The sequence below is a fragment of the Dolichospermum sp. UHCC 0352 genome (genome assembly GCF_009711925.1).
Taxonomy (GTDB): Bacteria; Cyanobacteriota; Cyanobacteriia; order Cyanobacteriales; family Nostocaceae; genus Dolichospermum; species Dolichospermum lemmermannii.
The window spans coordinates 17,372-37,613 of the sequence record NZ_VIKY01000282.1 but is presented as its reverse complement, the minus strand read 5'-3'; the positions used below and the strand labels follow the sequence as shown (position 1 = coordinate 37,613).

The 20,242-nt window shown below is 39.2% G+C and carries 18 protein-coding genes; 12 read left to right on the top strand and 6 right to left on the bottom strand.

Features of this window, described 5'->3' with window-relative positions; translation table 11 throughout:
• Positions 1-40: 40 nt before the first annotated feature.
• Both FJR06_RS20365 and queG read right to left on the bottom strand, forming a co-directional pair.
• Complete coding sequence (locus FJR06_RS20365) at positions 41-676, bottom strand: HAD-IA family hydrolase (RefSeq protein ID WP_168652155.1); 636 nt, start codon at positions 674-676, stop codon at positions 41-43.
• Positions 651-1,625, bottom strand: coding sequence for a tRNA epoxyqueuosine(34) reductase QueG (gene queG, locus FJR06_RS20360; RefSeq protein WP_015080740.1), 975 nt, complete (start codon positions 1,623-1,625; stop codon positions 651-653). The genes FJR06_RS20365 and queG overlap by 26 nt, the downstream gene beginning before the upstream one ends.
• 576 nt (positions 1,626-2,201) lie before the next feature.
• Here queG and FJR06_RS20355 point away from each other — a divergent pair.
• Positions 2,202-4,388, top strand: a complete 2,187-nt coding sequence (locus tag FJR06_RS20355; protein ID WP_168652154.1) for an HAD-IIB family hydrolase — start codon at positions 2,202-2,204, stop codon at positions 4,386-4,388.
• Positions 4,389-4,555: 167 nt separating this feature from the next.
• Positions 4,556-5,947: a malic enzyme-like NAD(P)-binding protein gene (locus tag FJR06_RS20350; RefSeq protein WP_015080738.1), complete on the top strand. Its 1,392-nt coding sequence runs from the start codon at positions 4,556-4,558 to the stop codon at positions 5,945-5,947.
• A 399-nt stretch (positions 5,948-6,346) separates the two neighbouring features.
• Here FJR06_RS20350 and FJR06_RS20345 read toward each other — a convergent pair whose 3' ends face one another.
• Together FJR06_RS20345 and FJR06_RS20340 are read right to left on the bottom strand one after the other, a co-directional pair.
• A complete protein-coding gene (locus tag FJR06_RS20345) occupies positions 6,347-7,582 on the bottom strand; it encodes a glycosyltransferase family 4 protein (RefSeq protein ID WP_168652153.1) in 1,236 nt (411 codons plus the stop codon).
• A 1,066-nt stretch (positions 7,583-8,648) separates the two neighbouring features.
• Positions 8,649-9,245: a glyoxalase-like domain protein gene (locus FJR06_RS20340; protein ID WP_148765565.1), complete on the bottom strand. Its 597-nt coding sequence runs from the start codon at positions 9,243-9,245 to the stop codon at positions 8,649-8,651.
• 296 nt (positions 9,246-9,541) lie between these two features.
• On the opposite strand from FJR06_RS20340, the gene FJR06_RS20335 reads away from it, so the two are divergent.
• From FJR06_RS20335 to FJR06_RS20310, 6 genes are all read left to right on the top strand, one after another.
• Positions 9,542-10,165 carry a sigma factor-like helix-turn-helix DNA-binding protein gene (locus tag FJR06_RS20335; protein ID WP_015080735.1) on the top strand — a complete coding sequence of 208 codons (624 nt, stop codon included), beginning with the start codon at positions 9,542-9,544 and terminating at the stop codon, positions 10,163-10,165.
• Positions 10,166-10,249: 84 nt separating this feature from the next.
• Complete coding sequence (locus FJR06_RS20330; protein ID WP_168652152.1) at positions 10,250-10,477, top strand: hypothetical protein; 228 nt, start codon at positions 10,250-10,252, stop codon at positions 10,475-10,477.
• A 229-nt stretch (positions 10,478-10,706) separates the two neighbouring features.
• The gene (locus FJR06_RS20325; protein ID WP_015080733.1) at positions 10,707-12,188 is read left to right on the top strand and encodes an efflux RND transporter periplasmic adaptor subunit; all 1,482 of its coding nucleotides are present in this window, start codon (positions 10,707-10,709) and stop codon (positions 12,186-12,188) included.
• 9 nt (positions 12,189-12,197) lie between these two features.
• A complete protein-coding gene (locus FJR06_RS20320) occupies positions 12,198-13,415 on the top strand; it encodes an ABC transporter permease (protein WP_015080732.1) in 1,218 nt (405 codons plus the stop codon).
• 60 nt (positions 13,416-13,475) lie between these two features.
• Positions 13,476-14,240: an ABC transporter ATP-binding protein gene (locus FJR06_RS20315; RefSeq protein WP_015080731.1), complete on the top strand. Its 765-nt coding sequence runs from the start codon at positions 13,476-13,478 to the stop codon at positions 14,238-14,240.
• Between the two features lie 74 nt (positions 14,241-14,314).
• Positions 14,315-15,754: a GTP-binding protein gene (locus FJR06_RS20310; RefSeq protein WP_041458071.1), complete on the top strand. Its 1,440-nt coding sequence runs from the start codon at positions 14,315-14,317 to the stop codon at positions 15,752-15,754.
• Between the two features lie 42 nt (positions 15,755-15,796).
• Here FJR06_RS20310 and FJR06_RS20305 read toward each other — a convergent pair whose 3' ends face one another.
• Positions 15,797-16,252, bottom strand: a complete 456-nt coding sequence (locus FJR06_RS20305) for a DUF29 domain-containing protein (RefSeq protein ID WP_015080729.1) — start codon at positions 16,250-16,252, stop codon at positions 15,797-15,799.
• A gap of 48 nt (positions 16,253-16,300) precedes the next feature.
• Positions 16,301-17,116: a SirB1 family protein gene (locus FJR06_RS20300; protein WP_015080728.1), complete on the bottom strand. Its 816-nt coding sequence runs from the start codon at positions 17,114-17,116 to the stop codon at positions 16,301-16,303.
• Positions 17,117-17,390: 274 nt separating this feature from the next.
• Here FJR06_RS20300 and FJR06_RS24090 point away from each other — a divergent pair, with 274 nt between their 5' ends.
• From FJR06_RS24090 to atpC, 4 genes are all read left to right on the top strand, one after another.
• Positions 17,391-17,588, top strand: coding sequence for a hypothetical protein (locus FJR06_RS24090; protein WP_217359801.1), 198 nt, complete (start codon positions 17,391-17,393; stop codon positions 17,586-17,588).
• Positions 17,589-17,658: 70 nt separating this feature from the next.
• A complete protein-coding gene (locus tag FJR06_RS20295; RefSeq protein ID WP_015080726.1) occupies positions 17,659-17,913 on the top strand; it encodes a TIGR03643 family protein in 255 nt (84 codons plus the stop codon).
• Between the two features lie 314 nt (positions 17,914-18,227).
• The gene (atpD, locus tag FJR06_RS20290) at positions 18,228-19,676 is read left to right on the top strand and encodes a F0F1 ATP synthase subunit beta (RefSeq protein ID WP_015080725.1); all 1,449 of its coding nucleotides are present in this window, start codon (positions 18,228-18,230) and stop codon (positions 19,674-19,676) included.
• 100 nt (positions 19,677-19,776) lie between these two features.
• On the top strand, positions 19,777-20,190 hold the full coding sequence (gene atpC / locus FJR06_RS20285; protein ID WP_015080724.1) for an ATP synthase F1 subunit epsilon: 414 nt from the start codon (positions 19,777-19,779) through the stop codon (positions 20,188-20,190).
• The last annotated feature ends 52 nt before the right edge of the window (positions 20,191-20,242 follow it).

Here is a 20,242-nt window from a genome sequence, read left to right as displayed (position 1 = left end):
ATGGAACATCTCTACAATAATATGATCTAAAAAGATCCTCTTAACAGCTTTTAATTACATCCAATAATTCACGAGGATGATGAATTAAGAAATCTGGGTTTTGTTTACCTAGGGCTTCGGAAGAATTAAACCCCCAACTGACTGCAACCACTTTGATATTAGCTTTTTTGGCAGATTCTACATCTCTAGTTTCATCTCCTACATAAATTACTACTTCTGGTTTGAACTGTTTTTGCCGTAACACATTATTAATAATTGTGGTTTTACCAAAAATAGTGACTCCTGAATAAATAAAGTCAAACAAATAATCTAAATTATGGAACTTGAGAAATTGATTGACATTTTCTTGAGAGTTAGAAGTAATGATTCCCAGGTGATAACCTTGATTATGGAGTTCTATTAATGCGGCATTAATTCCCTCAATAGGTGTTAATTCTGGGATTTTATGTTTTAATTCTCCTTTGACTTTTTTAACCATAAAAGGAATTTTGAATAGGGAAACACCAGAATATTTAATAATTTCTCTGGCTGTTAAATTTCTGAGGAGAAGTAGTTCTTGCGAATTAATTGGCACATATCCAAATTCCAGGGCTAAACGATTGGCAATAGTCACAAGAGCATCTACTGTATCCGCAATCGTCCCATCAAAATCAAAAATTATTACTTTCTGGGTCATTATTATGCCTGGATTTGTCAAGATTAGCGCGAGCATTACGTCGTAACATTTCTGGTTTAATGCGTCGCAAGGCTGATGCGGTGAATCTTTTATCCCACTCCTCGTTTGATATTTGGGCTAATTCTACCAGCTTGGGGGCTAAATTTCCAGGATAGGGTTGAAAATCAGTGACATCAGTGGCTTGAGCAAATCGCTGATTCCAAGGACAAACATCTTGACAAATATCACAACCTGCTACCCATCCTTGTAAATGAGGTGTAATGTTTGTGGGTAATTCCTCTGCCCGGTTTTCAATTGTATGATAGGCAATACAGCGATTAGCATCTACTACAAATGGTTCAGTAATTGCACCTGTAGGACAAGCTTGCAAACAACGAGTACAAGTTCCGCAATGTTGGGTAGATGGGCGATCGCATTCTAGTGCCAAATTGGTTAATATTTCTGCCAAAAACACCCAAGATCCATATTTCCTGGTAATAACGTTCCCATTTTTAGCAATCCAACCAATGCCGGCTTTTTGCGCCCAAACTTTATCTTGGACTGGCCCTGTATCTGCATAATAACGGGCTTTGACATTTTCGCCCAGGGATTCTAGCCAAATAGCCAATTCCTTCAGCTTTTTGTGCATCACTCGATGATAATCCCGTCCCCAGGCATAACGGGAAATTTTCCCGTATTCATCCCCCTGCGGCCGTTCCTGGGGAGTATAATAATTCAATGCTACAGATATGAGCGATCGCACTTCTGGCATAACTAAACTAATATCCTCACGTTTGGGATTTTTCATCCATTCCATGTCAGCGTGATAACCCATTTTTAGCCAAGCTTGCAATTTTTCTGTCTCTGTTCTCTCTAAATTACCGACAGCAGCAATACCCACTTCGTGAAATCCCAACTCTTTGGCTTTTGCTTTCACTACTGCGCTGCTAATTGATGTACATTCATTCATTTTTTCAGGGGAAATTTAGCTGAAACTCCAGAAATTGCCAACACATTGTTTGTTTGGTAACACAGTTCTCAATATGGGACAGGACAATTGGTAATTTATTTGTGGCTACACATAAAATTTTAATTGATTGGGGAACAGATATTAAGTAGTCGTGCAAAATAAATTGAACATTAGACATCTGGTGAGAATTAAATGTACGTGACTTGAAACCCTTGTAGAGACCTTCCATGGAACGTCTCTACGATCTTTTTCAGCAAGCCCTATTTAAAAAATCCCTAAACCAATCAATTTTGTAGGGGGACAACCCCCTGTGGTTGCCCCAAATACTGGGGTAGGCACAGGGGCACTACCCCTACTGAGTCGGAAATTTCACAACCACACCACCAATTTGCTCAACTTTGTATTTAATGGTGCTGCGTAACATTCCCGAACCGATATCAAGAATTGACTTGTTCATGATCCTGATCTTGACGCTGACGGAAAAACCTGTAACCTTTAGTGCATTAGTGGTGATATAACTATAATAAATCAGGCAAAAATGTTGGATTTATTGCTAATAATGGAGGAATCAGCACTGTGTCAAACAACTCAGGGTTGTATATTTTACTCGTCAGCGTTCATGGTTTAATTCGCGGTAATAATCTAGAGTTAGGCAAAGATGCTGATACTGGTGGGCAAACCAAATACGCAGTTGAACTTGCTTGCACATTAGCTAAAAATCCCCAAGTAGCAAGAGTTGACTTAGTAACGCGGTTGGTAAATGACCCAAAAGTTAGCCCTGATTATGCTCAACCAGTAGAAATTCTCGCAGATAAAGTCCAAATTGTTCGTATTGCCTGTGGTCCCAAACGCTACCTCCGCAAAGAAGTTCTCTGGCCACATTTAGATACCTTTGCAGATGAATTGCTCAGACATATTCGCAAAGTTGGCAAAATTCCCCATATTATTCATACACATTATGCTGATGCCGGATACGTGGGTTCTAGAGTTGCCGGTTGGCTAGGCATCCCTCTAGTCCATACAGGTCACTCTCTGGGACGCATCAAGCAACAAAGATTATTAGAACATGGTACTAAACAGAAAACTATTGAAGATAATTTTCACATCAGTACCAGAATTGAAGCTGAAGAAATTACCCTTGGTAGTGCAGCTTTAGTTATAGCCAGCACTCATCAAGAGGTTGAAGAACAATACAGCGTTTACGATCACTATCAACCAGAACGCATGGTAGTTATCCCCCCAGGTGTCACCTTAGAGCGTTTTTACCCAGCCCCGGATAATTGGCAAAATCCACCTATTCAAAAGGAATTAGAAAAGTTTCTCAAAGACCTGCAAAAGCCGATGATTATGGCGATTTCTCGCCCGGCTATCCGGAAAAATGTCAGTAGTCTCATTAAGGCTTATGGGGAAGATCCCGAATTGCGCCAATTGGCCAATCTGGTACTAATACTAGGCAAACGAGAGGATATTTTGGCGATGGAATCGGGTCCGCGTCAGGTATTTGTGGAGATATTACAATTAATAGATCGCTACGATCTTTATGGTCATATTGCTTATCCTAAACACCATAATGCTGATGATGTGCCAGATTTATACCGGCTCACGGCAAAAACCCAGGGAGTATTTATCAACCCAGCCCTGACAGAGCCATTTGGACTGACATTAATTGAGGCTAGTGCCTGTGGTGTGCCGATCATTGCTACGGCTGATGGTGGTCCGCGGGATATTCTCGCTGCTTGTCAGAATGGATTATTGATTGATCCTTTGAATATTCAAGATATCCAAAATGCTTTGCAAGCATCTCTCACCAATCCAGAACAATGGCAACAATGGTCTAAAAATGGCATGATTAATGTTTGTCAACATTTCTCTTGGGATAGTCACGTAGAGCAGTATTTAGAGCAAGTCCGCCGATTATTGCCCCAAAAACGCATTCAATCTCTGTTGAGTCCCCTGGTTAAATCTCCCGCAGATGAACATCCAGATTGGAATGTACCGGATACCAATCATTTACCAACGGCTGATCGGTTTCTAGTTTGCGAAATTGATCATACTCTATTAGGTGATGAGGAAGCTTTGGAAAAGTTAATTCAGAGAATTCGTGATCAAGGGAATACAACTGGAGTGGGTATTGCCACCGGGCGCAGTCTCAAAAGTACATTAAGTATGTTAGAGGAATGGCGTTTCCCTCTGCCAGATTTGTTGATTACATCAGCGGGAAGTGAGATCTACTACGGTCCCCAGATAGTCACAGATACAAGTTGGCAAAGGCACATTGCCTATAATTGGCGACGGTCAGAAATTCGCAAAGTCATGCAGGATATACCTGGGGTGGAATTGCAACCTCCTGATGCTCAGGGTAAGTTTAAGATTAGCTATTTTGTGGATGAGACGAAATCACCTAGTTTTCGAGAAATTACCCGCCGTCTGCGCCAACATCGCCTCCATGTCAAAGGATTTTATAGCCATAATATGTATCTAGATTTAGTGCCTATTCGCGCTTCTAAAGGAGATGCTATCCGTTATGCTGCTTTAAAATGGGGTTTACCTGTTCACCGTTTCTTGGTTGCTGGGGCTTCAGGTAATGATGAATCAATGTTAGCTGGTAATACTCTGGCAGTTGTGGTGGGAAATCACAGCCAAGAAATTGAGAAGCTGCGAGGTTTGCCACAAATTTACTTTGCTGGGGGAAATTATGCTTGGGGGATTTTGGAAGCTTTAGATCATTATGACTTTTTCGGTAACTTATCACCAACACCATAACCGTCTTGGTACTTATTTCATCCATATTTATCGGCGTTTATCGGCGTTTATCAGCGTTCGATAATTCTTAAAATCTAATTAATTTGGATCCCACGGTTTTTTTGTGAAAATAAAATTTCCCGTAGCAATACAATATAAAATCTAAAATTTAAAATCGAAATAGCACCATGACAAATCTTACTCCTAATTCTAGTTTTAGTGTTACCCTGCGGTTACAGATTCCCAATCGAGTGGGGATGTTAGCATCTGTTACCCAAGCGATCGCTGCCACTGGTGGTAATCTCGGACAAATTGATTTAATTGAACAAAGCCGTCAAGAATCTACCCGTGATATTACAGTTGATGCCGCGAGTACGGAACACGCGGAAACCATTGTCCAAGCGGTAAAGGAATTACCAGATATTCAGGTAATTGATGTTTATGACCGCACCTTTAATTTACATCGCGGTGGTAAAATCAGTATTGTCAGTAGAATTCCGCTCAAAAGTGTTTCTGATTTAGCAATGGCTTACACTCCAGGAGTGGGGCGGATTTGTAAAGCGATCGCTGAAAATCCCGAAGAAGTGTACAATCTAACAATCAAACAGAACACGGTGGCGATCGTCACTGATGGCAGTGCAGTCCTCGGTTTGGGCAATTTGGGACCAGCAGCCGCTTTACCAGTCATGGAAGGAAAAGCCATGCTGTTTAAGGAGTTTGCTGGACTGGATGCTTTTCCCATCTGTTTAGATACTCAAAATACAGATGAGATTGTCAAAGCAGTTAAAAATATTGCCCCCGTATTTGGTGGTGTGAATTTAGAAGATATCGCTGCACCGCGCTGTTTTGAAATTGAAAAAAGACTGCGAGCCGAATTAAATATCCCCATTTTTCACGATGACCAACATGGGACAGCCATTGTCACCTTAGCAGCATTATTTAATTCTCTCAAACTTATCCAAAAATCCATTGCAGATATCCGCATTGTGATTAATGGTGCTGGTGCGGCGGGGATTGCGATCGCTCGGTTACTCCGCAAAGCCGGTGCAGAAACCATTTTGATGTGTGATTCTCAGGGGATTATTTCCACCAATCGTCCTGATTTGACCGCTGAAAAACTGGAATTTGCTGTTAAAGCCCAAGGAACTTTAGCCGGTGCAGTCCAAGGTGCAGATGTCTTCATTGGTGTCAGCGCACCGGGAGTTTTAACACCAGAAATGGTTCAGGGAATGACGAAGGATGCAATTGTGTTTGCAATGGCTAATCCCATTCCCGAAATTCAGCCAGAATTAGTGCCTAGAAACGTCACTGTTATGGCTACGGGTCGAAGTGACTACCCCAACCAAATCAATAACGTCCTGGCGTTTCCTGGGGTGTTTCGTGGGGCTTTAGATTGTCGGGCTAGGACGATTACTACTAATATGTGTTTACAAGCTGCCAGTGCGATCGCTTCTTTAGTTAAACCTGCGGATTTGAATCGAGAGCATATTATCCCTTCTGTCTTTGATAAGCGGGTGGCTACTGCTGTGGCTGCTGCTGTCCAACAAGCCGCACGGGAAGAAGGTATTGCTCAAAATTAATTAATTTGTGGAATGGCCAGCGTTCGACGGTTCGACTCAGACTGCGACATCATCTAAGTTGAACGCTTCACCGAACGCCTGACGGTTCTAGGAATGTAATAAAACGCGCCTAACTAGGGATTGCTGAAAAAGTCTTTTCGTGAGGGCTAGGAGTCAGGAGTCACCGAGTCACCGAGTCAGGAGTCACCGAGTCAGGAGGAAGAATTAAAAGGAGAGAAGAATAGTCTCAAATTTCAGAAAGTGATAGGTTTTTAATGGTTTCAATCCTTATTCCTTGCACCTAATTCACTTTTTTAACCGGGAAACTCTTAATCTATATAGGTTTTCGGTTTATTCAGCAAGCCTTAACTATTACCTATTGCTATGGAAGCACAGTTAGTTTTGTTTTATGTGCTGACATTAGTTCAACAAACAAGAATAGGAAGACTCAGGAGTATATAACCAGCGATGATAGTTTTTCCGTTTCGCTAATTCCTTACCTTGACGGCCAAGTTTTTCCCGTAACTGTGAATCTTGGCACATCCGATTGAAAGTTTGCAAAACTTCATAACCAGAATCTTGATTTACTAATAAGCCATTTTCTTCATGATGAACCGCATCTAAAACACTACCCAAGCGGGAAGCAATGACAGGTTTACCAAAGTAACCAGCTTCTAAATAAACTACACCAAAGTTATCTGTGGTTGCATCTTCATAATTATCGGAATTCAACATCGCAAAAATATCACAGGCTGCATAATAACCAGCTAAATCGCGTTCTCGTACATAACCAGCGAAATGTACCCGTTTATCTATTCGTAACCTTTCCGCTTGAGATTTTAGCTGAGTTTCACAATTTCCTTCACCACAAATAATGCAATGAACATCCACACCAATAGTTAGTAATACGGGAATATTGTCTATTACTCGATCAAAGTTTTTATATTTAACCAAGTTACCAACAGAAAGAATTACAATTGCTGTTTCCGAAATATTGTAAGTCTGACGGATGCGGTTACGTAAATCATTAATATGACTAAGACTAGTAGGATTACCAAATCTTTCTGGCCTCACTACCGGATTAATTACATGAGTAGGTGTATCTAAACGAAAAGTATTTCTTAAAGAATTCCGAATATAAGAACTATTACAAACAATTCCATCAGCACGTGTGAGAGTTAATTTTAACAGCCATTTCCACAACGGGTTATTAACTGTACGTGATAAATCATTACCATGTAAATAGATAAAAAAGCGAATTGGTAAAATATAACTGAGTACCAACACCGCTGGGAAATCATAACCATGACACCATTCAATGTAGCGGTAATGATAGCGAAAATATAATTTAATAGCTAGTAGCAAAGAGCAAATAATATTGAAACCAGATTGACAAATATCTCCTAACCAGTTATCACACCAAGCCGGAAAATGAAACCAACGATAAACTGGAAATTGCTGAGATTTATCAAATTTTTTATCTCCATGACAACCACCAGCTAAGACAATTACCCGATCTGGATCTTGTAAACAACGATTATAGACATATTCACCAATTACAGCCTCTTCTGGGCGGAATATTCGGGAAATAACGAGAATATCTGGGTAAGCTGTTTTATCTCTAACTTGTGACCCTAGTTGTGATATATTTTCCATAATTAAGCTTGATAAATTAACTGGAATTAGGGCATTATCTTAAATTGAATAAAAGGCTTTTACTTCTGTATGGGTTTAGCACTGCTAAATTCCCACTGGATTCTGCTGTATATAGAAATAGGATTTTTAGATTCTGTTGATTCAAAAAAAATCTCATCCCTCTCTTAAATATTAAATTTGTGAGCATTCAGATTTGTCAGAATAATCACGGATTTTAGAGTTAGCTTGAGTTATTTTTCTAAGATATCACTTCTCTCTATTCTTGATTTAATAAGTATTCTGAGTTCTTCTAGAAATGATCCAACACATGGTTAACAAAACTATCAAATTATCACTTATTTTGCTGCCAATTATCGGTTAATTTTCTGGAATTTATCAGTGATAGATGAGTTATCTACATAATCAAATATAGTCATAATTTATCAATTATCTTCCCAAGAGATTACTCAGAAACTACTCGGAAAATTGTTAAATCTAACTATTCTCTCTAGAATACTCTAAATATGGGCTATTTTTGTGCCAAATCGCCAGAAAATATGAGTAATTTGGGAATCTGAGTCATAGCATTTATTTCCATTATTTTCACCGTTGCTACTGACATATTTTTTATCATTTGTTAAGGTATCAATTATTGCATTTACTTCATGTTAAATTTGAATACCTCTAACTGGTAATCATAGATATATAGAATCTTTCAGCTATCAGTAAAAAGTAAAACCCCCTAAGAGGATGTTTGAAAAGTTTTGGATAGACTGACCCCTCTCCAAACCTCTCCCCTGCAAGGGGAGAGGCTTTAAAACCCCCATTCCCTTGCAGGGAAGGGGGGTAGGGGGGTTAGGTTTTTGGAGATTACGGGTTTGATATAATACTTTTCAAACAACCTCTAAAATATAGGTGCTAAATATTCCAACTCTATCCGGAAAAATCTGTTAGCAACAAAATTATTCATAGAAAAAATTTGGATTGGTTCAAACAATCTTGTTTAGATGATTATCAACTGTTTAGGTAGGTAACAGGGAGATAAAAAATATTCAGGGTGCGTCAGGAAAACCCAACACACCCATGACTAATTAGCAACTTCAGCCATTTCAATGACGCGCCCTTCATAATCCTTAACTAAAAAATTCAAAGGCTTTTGGTTGCGAATTTTAAACTTTAAACCCCTGACTTCTACCCGCATTAAAATTAATTCTAGACAATCATGATCAAAGCAAACATGACGATGCTGATCTTTTTTGCCTAAACTTGCACCAGTGATAATATGTAATTGAGTATTTTTCTTGAGTTGATACCACAGCCCGTCATTACCATTATTCATGGTGTTATTAGACCAACTGGGACTAGCAGACATATATAGCGGATCAATACCTGTTGCACCGATAGTTTGCTCGTAGTTGTAATAATAGTGCAAAGGGACTTCCGCCACTGGCAAATCTAGCAAACCTGCATATAACTGTCGGGCAACTTCTAAATCTGATACCATGACAGTATAAACTTTAGGTGCGCTACTCAAAAACATCCACATAGCGCCCGCGTAAGCTGCCAGCAGCATAATCATAATCCCCTGGGTGGAGAACAGGCTATCCAAGGGCAGGGAAGGCAAAAACGAGCCGAAAGTTAGTGGACTTGGCAGGAACATTAGGGAACTAGCTTCTATAACCATGAACAAACAAGATCACAATAAAGGAGACGCTTTTAGTTGTCAGTTAAGACTAACATTAAGTCCTAGTTTCTAGTTTATCAATAGTCTGGTTGTCTGACATTGACAAATTAACTGACTTGCAAATATTGTTAGCTATCACATCACCATTCCCTGGTATATTTTAACTTACCTTTGGGGGTTAAAGTCCCCTGCTTCTACAAGCAGCGGGTTTTGCGTCGGGGTAAAATCCCCGTTGCAAAACGTAATTCTAAATTCTAAATTCTGCATTCTTTTAACAGTTATCTAGTCCAGAGATTGTGCAAATTCCCCACTTTCCCGAAGCTAATCACCCATTAGTGAAGTCGCTATTTCACCACAGTGATCAAGAACTACTGAGTCTATTTCAGCAATATCCTGATTATGGCAAGTATTTTACGGTGATTTTCTGCCGTTATAGCCCCATAGTTTACACCTTAATTCGGCATTCAGCGCGATCGCCTGTGCGAGCTGATTATTTGTTTGCTCTGATTTGGCGCAATATATATTATGAACTAGGTGGACTGAATTTAAACCAAGCAGCGACAGAGACGGAATCCTTAACCTTACAAAATTGGTTAATTAATATCACGGCATTCCATATTAATGAGATTAAACTACCACCCACTGAAGCTATTCATTATTCTCTCAAGGATACATCACCACCGCTATGGTGCTATGTAGAACGGGCATTAGATCAACTCCCACCAAGATCACGATTAATCGTCTTAATGGCACAAACTTTCCACTGGAGTGAAACCAGAATTGCTGCATATTTGCAAGCTGAAGGAGAACAAATTTCCCCCGCTGAAGTAGCAAGTTCTCTCCAGGAAGGTTATCTGATGCTAGAAGATAAATTACCTGCTGATATTCGGGCTATTTACTTAGGCGAGGCTGGGATTTAGTCCTAACTTTAGCTATAATAATCACAATAGCTCGTCTGCTGTCCAAAACCAAAGGGAAAATGCTAGGGCTGAATTTCTCAGATAATGTTACAAAACCGTGTCGCAATTACAGAAGTAAATAAAAATCCCGCAGAAGATTTAAAATATTTAGTCGTCTCTGGGGAAATCTCTGAAAACATGGATAACTTTACCAAAGCCAAGGCTTTATATAAACAAGCTATTTCCATAGCCCAGAAATTAGAAGATAGCAAGCAACAAAGTTTATTAGTTTATAAAATTAATAGTCAAAATCCCAGATACCCGACTTCTTGAAGAAGTGGGGGAGCTAGAAGTCGGGGAATTAAATTAAAAAATAGGAAATAAGTCATGATCACGAATCAAAGAGAAATATGATAGTATAACTAGGAGAGAGATAGAAATTTATAAAATAGAAATTGAAAATTCACGTAATCAGGTGATGAATTAGATAAATCAAATGATTATCATAGATTCTCAACTATAGAATATTCTTGCTAACTTCTATTCCTAACCTTTTTTGATCATGATTTTTTACATAGAAATTCCCTTTATTGGCAAAAAAGTTAAATATCCATTCCGTTGGTTAATGGGTTTAATAGCTAGTGGTGTTTTAATTGTGGGAACAACAGCCACTATTCAAACCATCCAGCAAAAAAATAAACCGCTAGATGTGACTAAATTAACTGTTCCTGTAGAGGCAAAAAGTGTAACTGTCCGCATTACTGCTAGTGGTAAAGTTCAACCAGTTCAAAGTGTAAATATTAGTCCTAAAAGTCCAGGACTTTTGGCAGATTTAAATGTGGAACAGGGAGATACTGTCAAGCAAGGACAAATAATTGCTCGCATGGATAATTCGGAAATTAAAATGCGAATTCTCCAGTACCAAGCTAATTTAGCACAAGCAAAGGCACAATTAGCAGAAAGCGAAGCCGGCAGTCGTCCCGAAGAAATTGCCCAAGCAAAAGCCCGTGTAGACCAAGCACAGGCACAATTAGCGATTATTCGAGATGGTAATCGGTTACAAGAAATTCAACAAGCACAGGCTCAAGTTGACTCGGCAAAAGCTTCTGTAGCACTTACCCAATCCAGAGTTAAACGTTATCAAGATTTAGCTAAAGATGGGGCTATTTCCCAAGATAGTTTAGAACAATATGTCAGTGAAAATAGTAAGGCCAAGGCTAATTTAGAAGAAGCACAACGCCGATTATCTTTACTGAAAGTGGGCAACCGCAACCAAGATATTCAAAAGCAAGCAGCAATTGTTAATCAGGAAAAGGAAGGATTACGAAAATTAGAAAATGGTAATCGTCCCCAAGAAATTGCTAGATTAAAAGCAGCAGTAGCTAGTGCGGAAGCTCAGTTAAAACAACAACAAGTTCAATTAGAAGATACCATTATTCGCGCTCCTTTTTCGGGAATTGTCACTCAGAGATATGCGACGGTGGGAGGTTATGTTAGTCCAGCAATTTCCGCTTCTAGTAATGCTTCTGCCACTTCAACTTCTATAGTAGCTTTGGCAAAAGGTTTAGAAGTTTTAGCAAATGTTCCTGAAGTAGATATATCCCAAATTAAACAGCAACAAAAAGTGGAAATTACCATTGATGCCTATCCTGAAGAAGTTTTTCAGGGACAGGTACGTTTGATTGCTCCCGAAGCGGTAGTTGATCAAAATGTCACATCATTTCAGGTGCGCGTGGCGATTAAAACGGGGGCTGAAAAACTGCGTTCAGGGATGAATGTCAGTGAAGTCACATTTCTTGGCAATAATATCAAAGATGCGCTGTTAATACCCCAGGAATTAATTGTTACCCAAAAGGGAAAAACTGGAGTTTGGTTATTAGGTGAAAAAAATAAACCTCAATTTCGTCTTGTGACAATTGGCGCGAATATTGATAACCAAATTCAGGTTTTAGATGGTCTTAAAGCCGGAGATCGGGTATTTATTGATCTGCCTAAAACGAAGGAAAAAGAGAAAATAGAACAGGGAAAAGAAAATAAAAAATAAGCACAAATTATGGACATTTTAGAAAGTGTAAAAATGGCAACTACTACCTTATTAGCTAATAAGTTGCGAAGTAGTTTAACTATGTTGGGAATTATTATTGGCAATGCTTCCGTTATTGCCATGATTGGCATTGGAGAAGGCGCACAAACACTGGCAACTAAGCAATTTGCATCATTAGGACCGAATACCTTATTTATTATCCCTGGGAGTCCAGGTAGTCGGGGAAGGGTGACAACAATGCCCAGAACTTTAGTTTTACAAGATGCTAAAGCGATCGCTAAACAAGTCCGTGCAGTTAAAGAAGTTGCTCCAGAAATTAATAACAGAACTACAATTACTTATAGAAATAGAAATACAACTAGTACAGTTATTGGCACTACTCCTAATTATATAACAGTTCGTAATGTGGAAATTAAAGAAGGCAGGTTTTTTAATGACTTCGATATTAAACGTAATAAGAGAGTAGCAGTATTAGCTCCAGATTTAGCCAACAAACTCTTTGATAATCAAAATCCTGTTGGTCAAAAAATCCGCATTCAAAATACTACTTTTCAGGTGATTGGCTTAACAGTAGCTAAAGGTTCTTCCTTTGGCAGTAACAGTGATGATACAGTTTTTATTCCTATCAACACTATGTTTAGTCGGTTAGTGGGGAGAACATCCCCTTTTGGTATTAATGTTTCTTTAATTTCTGTATCTGCTCAAGATGAAAATAGCATCTCAGCAGCAGAATTTCAAATGACAAATTTACTCCGTCGTCGGCACAAAATTGTCCGTGAAGATGATTTTACTATTCAAAGCCAAAAAAATATCTTGGAAATTACCAATACAATTACCAGTGGCTTGACACTAATGTTAGCTGCGGTTGCTAGTATTTCCTTATTTGTGGGTGGGATTGGGATTATGAATATTATGCTAGTTTCTGTCACCGAACGTACTCAAGAAATCGGACTGCGTAAAGCTATTGGTGCAACTCAAGAAGATATTCTTTTGCAATTCATGATTGAAGCCGTGATATTATCAGTAGCTGGTGGTGTAATCGGCATTGCTTTAGGCGGTGGTAGTATTATTTTAGTGGGTATCCTTACCCCATTACAGGCGGCAATTTCACCAAGTGCAGTTTTATTAGCTGCTAGTGTTTCTGGTGGGATTGGTTTATTTTTTGGTGTAGTTCCTGCCCGTCGTGCCGCTCAACTTGATCCAATGGTGGCACTAAGAACGGCGTAAAAAAATTTAAAATTAATGGACATTCGCTACAATTATACTTTGACATGAGGATAAATTTCCGTGGATAATACTTTTACGATAACTGATACAAGTATTCCCCAATCTGCACCGCCATCAGGAATTATTCGGCTGGAAAATATTTTCAAAGTTTATGGAATTGGAGAAATAGAAGTTAAAGCACTGAATAATGTAAATTTAGTCATAGAAGTAGGTGAATACTGTTCGATCATGGGGCCTTCTGGTTCGGGTAAATCCACAGCCATGAATATTATCGGTTGTTTGGATCGTCCCAGTGACGGAAATTATTATTTAGATAATTTGAATGTCGCCCAAATTAGTGATACTGAATTGGCGCATATTCGTAATAAAAAACTAGGTTTTGTCTTTCAACAATTCCATTTATTAAATCAATTAACGGCTCTAGAAAATGTCATGTTACCAATGGTGTATGCTGGCGTTAAACCTGGGGAAAGAAAAGATCGCGCGACATCTGCATTAATCAAAGTCGGTTTAGAAAAACGCCTCAATAACAAACCTACCCAATTATCAGGAGGACAACAACAAAGAGTAGCAATTGCCCGCGCCATTGTCAACAATCCCGTCGTTCTCCTCGCAGATGAACCCACCGGCGCACTTGATTCTCACACCACCCAGGAAGTATTAGACCTGTTTAATGAACTTAATAGCAGTGGTATCACCGTTGTTATTGTCACCCATGAATCAGAAGTTGCGCGTCAAACTAAGCGGATTGTTTGGTTTCGTGATGGTGAAGTTGTTCATTCTCATCTTACTCCCCATGAATTACATCAAGTTGTCATATCTTAGGGAATTAAAAATTAAGAATTAAAAATTAAAAATGTAATTACTTCCTATTCCCTATTCGCTGTTCCCTAATCCTAATGAATACTATACCCGAATCCATCCCCAATTGGGAAAAAGAACTAGATAACGTCATTTTTACCTTTGATGATATTCAAGCCGAACTTAACTATAAACAAGCCAAAACCGCACTCAAAAACTTAGTTAATAATCTGGATCTTTCTGCTGCGGAAAAATCAGGTTTAGAAGCAGAAATTAATGATTTAGAAATCATGCTAGATAAACTGGAAAGCATGGTAGTACAAATTGCAGCTTTTGGGATGGTAGGACGGGGTAAATCTTCCCTTCTTAATGCTTTGGTTGGTCAAGAAGTCTTTATTACTGGTCCCTTACATGGTGTTACTCGTGATGCACAAACAGTAAATTGGAGTATTAGTGAAGAAGCTTTAGGAACTTTAAAAGCCACATTACCCAGCAATGGCCAATCCCAAGTCGAATTAATTGATACTCCTGGATTAGATGAAGTAGACGGTGAAACTCGCGCAGCTTTAGCTGAACAAATCGCTAAACAAGCCGATTTAATTCTCTTTGTTATTTCTGGAGACATGACCAAGATTGAACAAATAGCTTTATCGCAATTGCGAGAAGTTGGGAAACCGATAATTTTAGTATTTAATAAAGTTGATCAATATCCCGAAACTGACAGAATCACAATTTATGAAAAAATTCGAGATGATAGAGTGCGGGAATTACTTTCACCCGCAGAAATAGTCATGTCCGCAGCTTCACCATTGGTCAAAATTGCTGAACAAAATCCTGATGGTTCTAGGAGTGTAAAATTGCAAAAAGGTAAATCCCAAGTTGATGAATTAAAATTGAAAATATTAGAAATTCTCCACCATGAAGGGAAGGCTTTAGTGGCTTTGAATACGATGCTTTATGCTGATAATGTCAATCAGCAGTTGGTACAGCGTAAACTAATAATTAGGGAAGAAAATGCTAATCAGTTAATTTGGAAAGCAGTCATCACAAAAGCATTGGCGATCGCTCTCAATCCTGTTACAGTAGTTGATATATTAAGTGCCGTAATTATAGATATCTCCTTAATCTTAGGTTTATCCAAACTTTACGGTATCCCCATGACCGAAACCGGTGCTGTGAAATTACTCCAAAAAATCGCCCTGAGTATGGGTGGTATCGGTGCTAGTGAACTATTAGCAAATTTGGGTTTAAGTGGTTTAAAAACCCTCCTTGGTGTCTCTACAACAGCAACAGCAGGAATGACAATTGGACCCTATTTATCCATAGCCATAACTCAAGCAGGAGTAGCTGGTGTCTCTTCCTACAGTATTGGCCAAGTTACCAAAGCCTATTTAGCCAATGGTGCAACCTGGGGACCAGATGGACCAAAAGCAGTAGTTAGTCAAATTTTATCAACTTTAAATGAAACTTCTATTTTAAACCGCATTAAAGATGAATTACTGATTAAAGTTAGACGCAGAAAAAAATCTGAAATCTGATTAAATTTTTAGTAACATACCATCTTCATCTATACTCTGGACTTAGGGCATAAAATCTGCATTGAGAAGCTGAATTAAAGAAAAAGATGGCTGTTCAGGGAATAAAGTTGAAGGAAGTTGATATTTATTTATTGTATCATTTCTAGCATCTGTATAACAATCTAGAAATACATCATTTAAAATACCTTTTAAACTAGGACTATCTGCTAGAGTATAGGCTATTTGTCGTCTTTGTTCAACAACAGTATTACGCCAGCCCCTAGCATTATAATCTTTTTCTTGGGTCCAATATTGTAGTTTTAATAAGTGTTCAATTAAAACAACTAGACGAGTTTTTAGTTCTTTCTTTTCACTCCTTCCCATACTATCGATTTCTTCAATTAAATTCTCAATATCTAATTGTTCTAATTTTCTTTCTCTCAAGATTGCAAGTGTAGTTTGTATCCACAGATAAAAATCTTGCTCATATAATGTTTTATTAGTATCAATGGTCAGCATAACAACTTCTCCTGACTCGATAGACTCTTGATAAGATTATACAACTAACTAATTTAACTTAGCAAGTAATTGACGAATAACATCGGCATCTTTAGCATCAGGAACTTTAATTAAATAAATTTGTAAATCTTCCATAGCTTGAGAAAACTGCCCCAGTTGATAATACAACAAACCCCTATCTCTTAATTCAAAACTTGCTTCTGGAAATAACATTAAAACTCGTTCTACTATTCCCAAACTTCTTTCTAAATCCTGCTGCTGAAGATAAATGTATTTTAAATTAGTCAACATTCTAGCTAAAAATTGCCGATTACTCACAACTGCTAAAAATTCAGGTTTTAGCATTACCTCTTGTTGATAAATTTGTGAAAGCTTTTCTTGACAGTCTTGGGCAAACATCACCTCTCCACCATTAAAAGCATCCACAAAAATGCCTATATCTTCCACATCTGGACGAATCAGGAAATGTCCCGGCATTCCTACCCCTACCATGGGAAAATCAATCCGTTTTGCCACCTCTATATAAACTAATGCCAAAGTAATGGGAATTCCCATTTTCCGTTCAATGACATCATTTAAAAAACTATTGCGCGGGTCATAATAATCAATTTTATTACCATAAAAACCCAATTCTTCGTATAAATATTGATTAATACTTTGAATAATCCGCAGAGGATAGCGAGAAGAAGGCAAACGTTCCTCTAACTCCATTGCCATTGTATCAAGAGCATTTAAATATTCTTCAGGGTCAATATCTGGATATTCTTCCTGGGCAATATATAAAGCTGCCTTTGCGAGATTGATATCCTCGTCAGGTTGTTGAATCTCCTGGTAAAAATACTGTCGTGCTAACGAGAAATTCATAAGCAATAAGGATGAAGCGACTGGAGGGAAAGTACAGGGTTTTTTGTACCTGCTCTTATTTTAGAGTATTCAGGCGTTTTATGGAACATGGTCTGGATCTATTCTCTCTTTCCCAATTCCTCGTTTCTCGTTTTCTCGTTCCCAGTCTCCAGACTGGGAATGTTATCTTTCTCGTTCCCAGTCTCCAGACTGGGAATGTTATCTTTCTCGTTTCTCGTTCCCAGTCTCCAGACTGGGAATGTTATCTTTCTCGTTCCCAGTCTCCAGACTGGGAATGTTATCTTTCTCGTTTCTCGTTCCCAGTCTCCAGACTGGGAATGTTATCTTTCTCGTTCCCAGTCTCCAGACTGGGAATGTTATCTTTCTCGTTTCTCGTTCCCAGTCTCCAGACTGGGAATGTTATCTTTCTCGTTCCCAGTCTCCAGACTGGGAATGTTATCTTAGAGGTTCTACCTCCAATAAAAAACAATAAAAAAAAGAATTATGATAGTATGATTAAAACAGATTGATAATTATGGCATTTTTATTCAAATTCTCAAAACATGAAATTACCTGACTTAGATGCTGAAAGCATAGATCGTATTATCGAAATGGCTTGGGAAGATCGGACACCATTTGATGTGATAGAAAAACAATTTGGACTCTTAGAAAAACAGGTAATTGCTCTCATGAGAAGAGAAATGAAATTATCTAGTTTCCGAATGTGGAGAGAAAGAGTTACCAAACGCCAAACTAAACATTTAGAAAAGAGAGAATTTATTGCCGGTAGATTTAAATCCCAAAATCAGAAAACATAAATTCACATAAAATTGAAAATTATCTATGATGGGAATTTGGATATTAGGACATCAACTGTCGCTACGACAAGCTACCTGACAAAGCTTTCATCATCACCTGCAAACGTTTGTAAGCAGGATTGAGTTCTAGATAGCGTTTTTGCATCCGATACCAGAAATTTCCAACTGCTTTTAAAAAATCAAGGATCTGGTCTTAATAATGAATTTAAGGCGAAGGTGGAGTCGTTAAGTGCTAACCTAAAAGATGATATCGCTTGATCTGGGGTCTTAAACGACCCACTTGTGAAAACTAGCTTCAATCATTTAGGCGCAGCATGGTCACCACCGCAGAAAAAACAAACATAGGTTACATTACCCAAGTAATTGGTCCGGTTGTAGACGTTAAGTTCCCCGGCGGTAAATTACCCCAAATCTACAACGCTTTAACCATCACAGGCACAAATGAAGCTGGACAAAACATCAGCTTAACCGTTGAAGTACAGCAACTTCTAGGCGACAACCAAGTACGGGCGGTGGCTATGAGTACCACCGACGGTTTAGTTCGTGGGTTAGAAGTAGTTGATACTGGCGCTCCGATTACAGTACCCGTTGGTAAAGCCACACTGGGACGGATTTTCAATGTTTTAGGCGAACCTGTAGATCAGCAAGGTCCCGTAAACGCCGAAGCATATCTACCTATTCACCGTGACGCTCCTAAATTCACAGATTTAGAAACCAAACCTTCTGTGTTTGAAACTGGGATTAAAGTTGTTGACTTGCTCACTCCCTACAAACGCGGTGGTAAAATCGGTCTGTTCGGCGGGGCTGGTGTTGGTAAAACCGTGATCATGATGGAATTGATCAACAACATCGCTACCCAACACGGTGGTGTGTCTGTATTTGCGGGTGTGGGTGAACGCACACGGGAAGGAAATGACCTCTACAACGAAATGATGGAATCTGGAGTTATCAATAAAGATAACCTCAACGAATCCAAAATTGCTCTAGTTTATGGTCAAATGAACGAGCCACCCGGAGCCAGAATGCGGGTTGGTTTGTCTGGTTTGACAATGGCTGAGTACTTCCGTGATGTCAACAAGCAAGACGTATTGCTATTTGTTGATAACATCTTCCGGTTCGTACAAGCTGGTTCTGAAGTATCCGCGCTATTGGGTCGGATGCCTTCTGCGGTAGGATATCAGCCTACTCTGGGTACTGACGTAGGTGCTTTGCAAGAACGGATTACCTCCACCACCGAAGGTTCTATTACTTCTATTCAAGCTGTATATGTACCTGCGGACGACTTGACCGACCCCGCACCTGCAACCACATTTGCTCACTTAGACGGTACAACAGTATTGTCTCGTGGTTTGGCTTCTAAAGGTATCTATCCTGCGGTTGATCCTTTGGGTTCTACTTCCACCATGTTGCAACCCAACATTGTTGGTAGTGATCACTACGACACTGCACGGGCTGTACAATCCACCCTCCAACGTTACAAAGAACTCCAAGACATCATCGCCATTTTGGGTTTAGATGAATTGTCTGAAGAAGATCGTTTGATTGTGGCACGGGCGCGGAAAGTTGAGCGGTTCTTGTCTCAGCCTTTCTTTGTAGCTGAAGTATTTACTGGTTCTCCTGGTAAGTATGTGAAGTTGGAAGACACCATTAAAGGATTCCAACAAATTCTTTCTGGTGAATTAGATGCTTTACCTGAGCAAGCTTTCTACTTGGTAGGCGATATCACTGAAGCTAAAGCTAAAGCTGAAAAGCTCAAAGGCTAATGGGTAATGGGTAATGGGTAATGGGTGATGGGTAAGAAATTTCTCCCAATTACCAATTACCAATTACCAATCACCAATCACCAATCACCAATTAAGAATTATGACTCTGACCGTTCGTGTAATTGCCCCAGACAAAACCGTTTGGGATGCTGAAGCTGATGAAGTAGTTTTACCTAGCACTACTGGTCAATTAGGTATCTTGAGTGGACACGCTCCAATGTTGACAGCTTTGGATATAGGTGTCATGCGTGTTCGTGCTTCTAAAAATGCCCCTTGGCAAGCGATCGCTCTTTTAGGCGGTTTTGCTGAAGTTGATCAAGATGAAGTCACAATTCTAGTCAATAGTGCTGAACGTGGCGACACAATTAACCAGGAAGAAGCCCGTACCGCTTACAACCAAGCACAAACTCTTCTGAATCAAGTACCCGCAGGGGACCGTCAAGCACAAATCCAGGCAACAAAAGCATTTAAACGCGCTCGCGCTCGTTTTCAAGCTGCCGGCGGTTCGGTATAAATCGTATACTGCATCTAAAACTAATGAGGGTGGGCAAATTGCCTACCCTTAT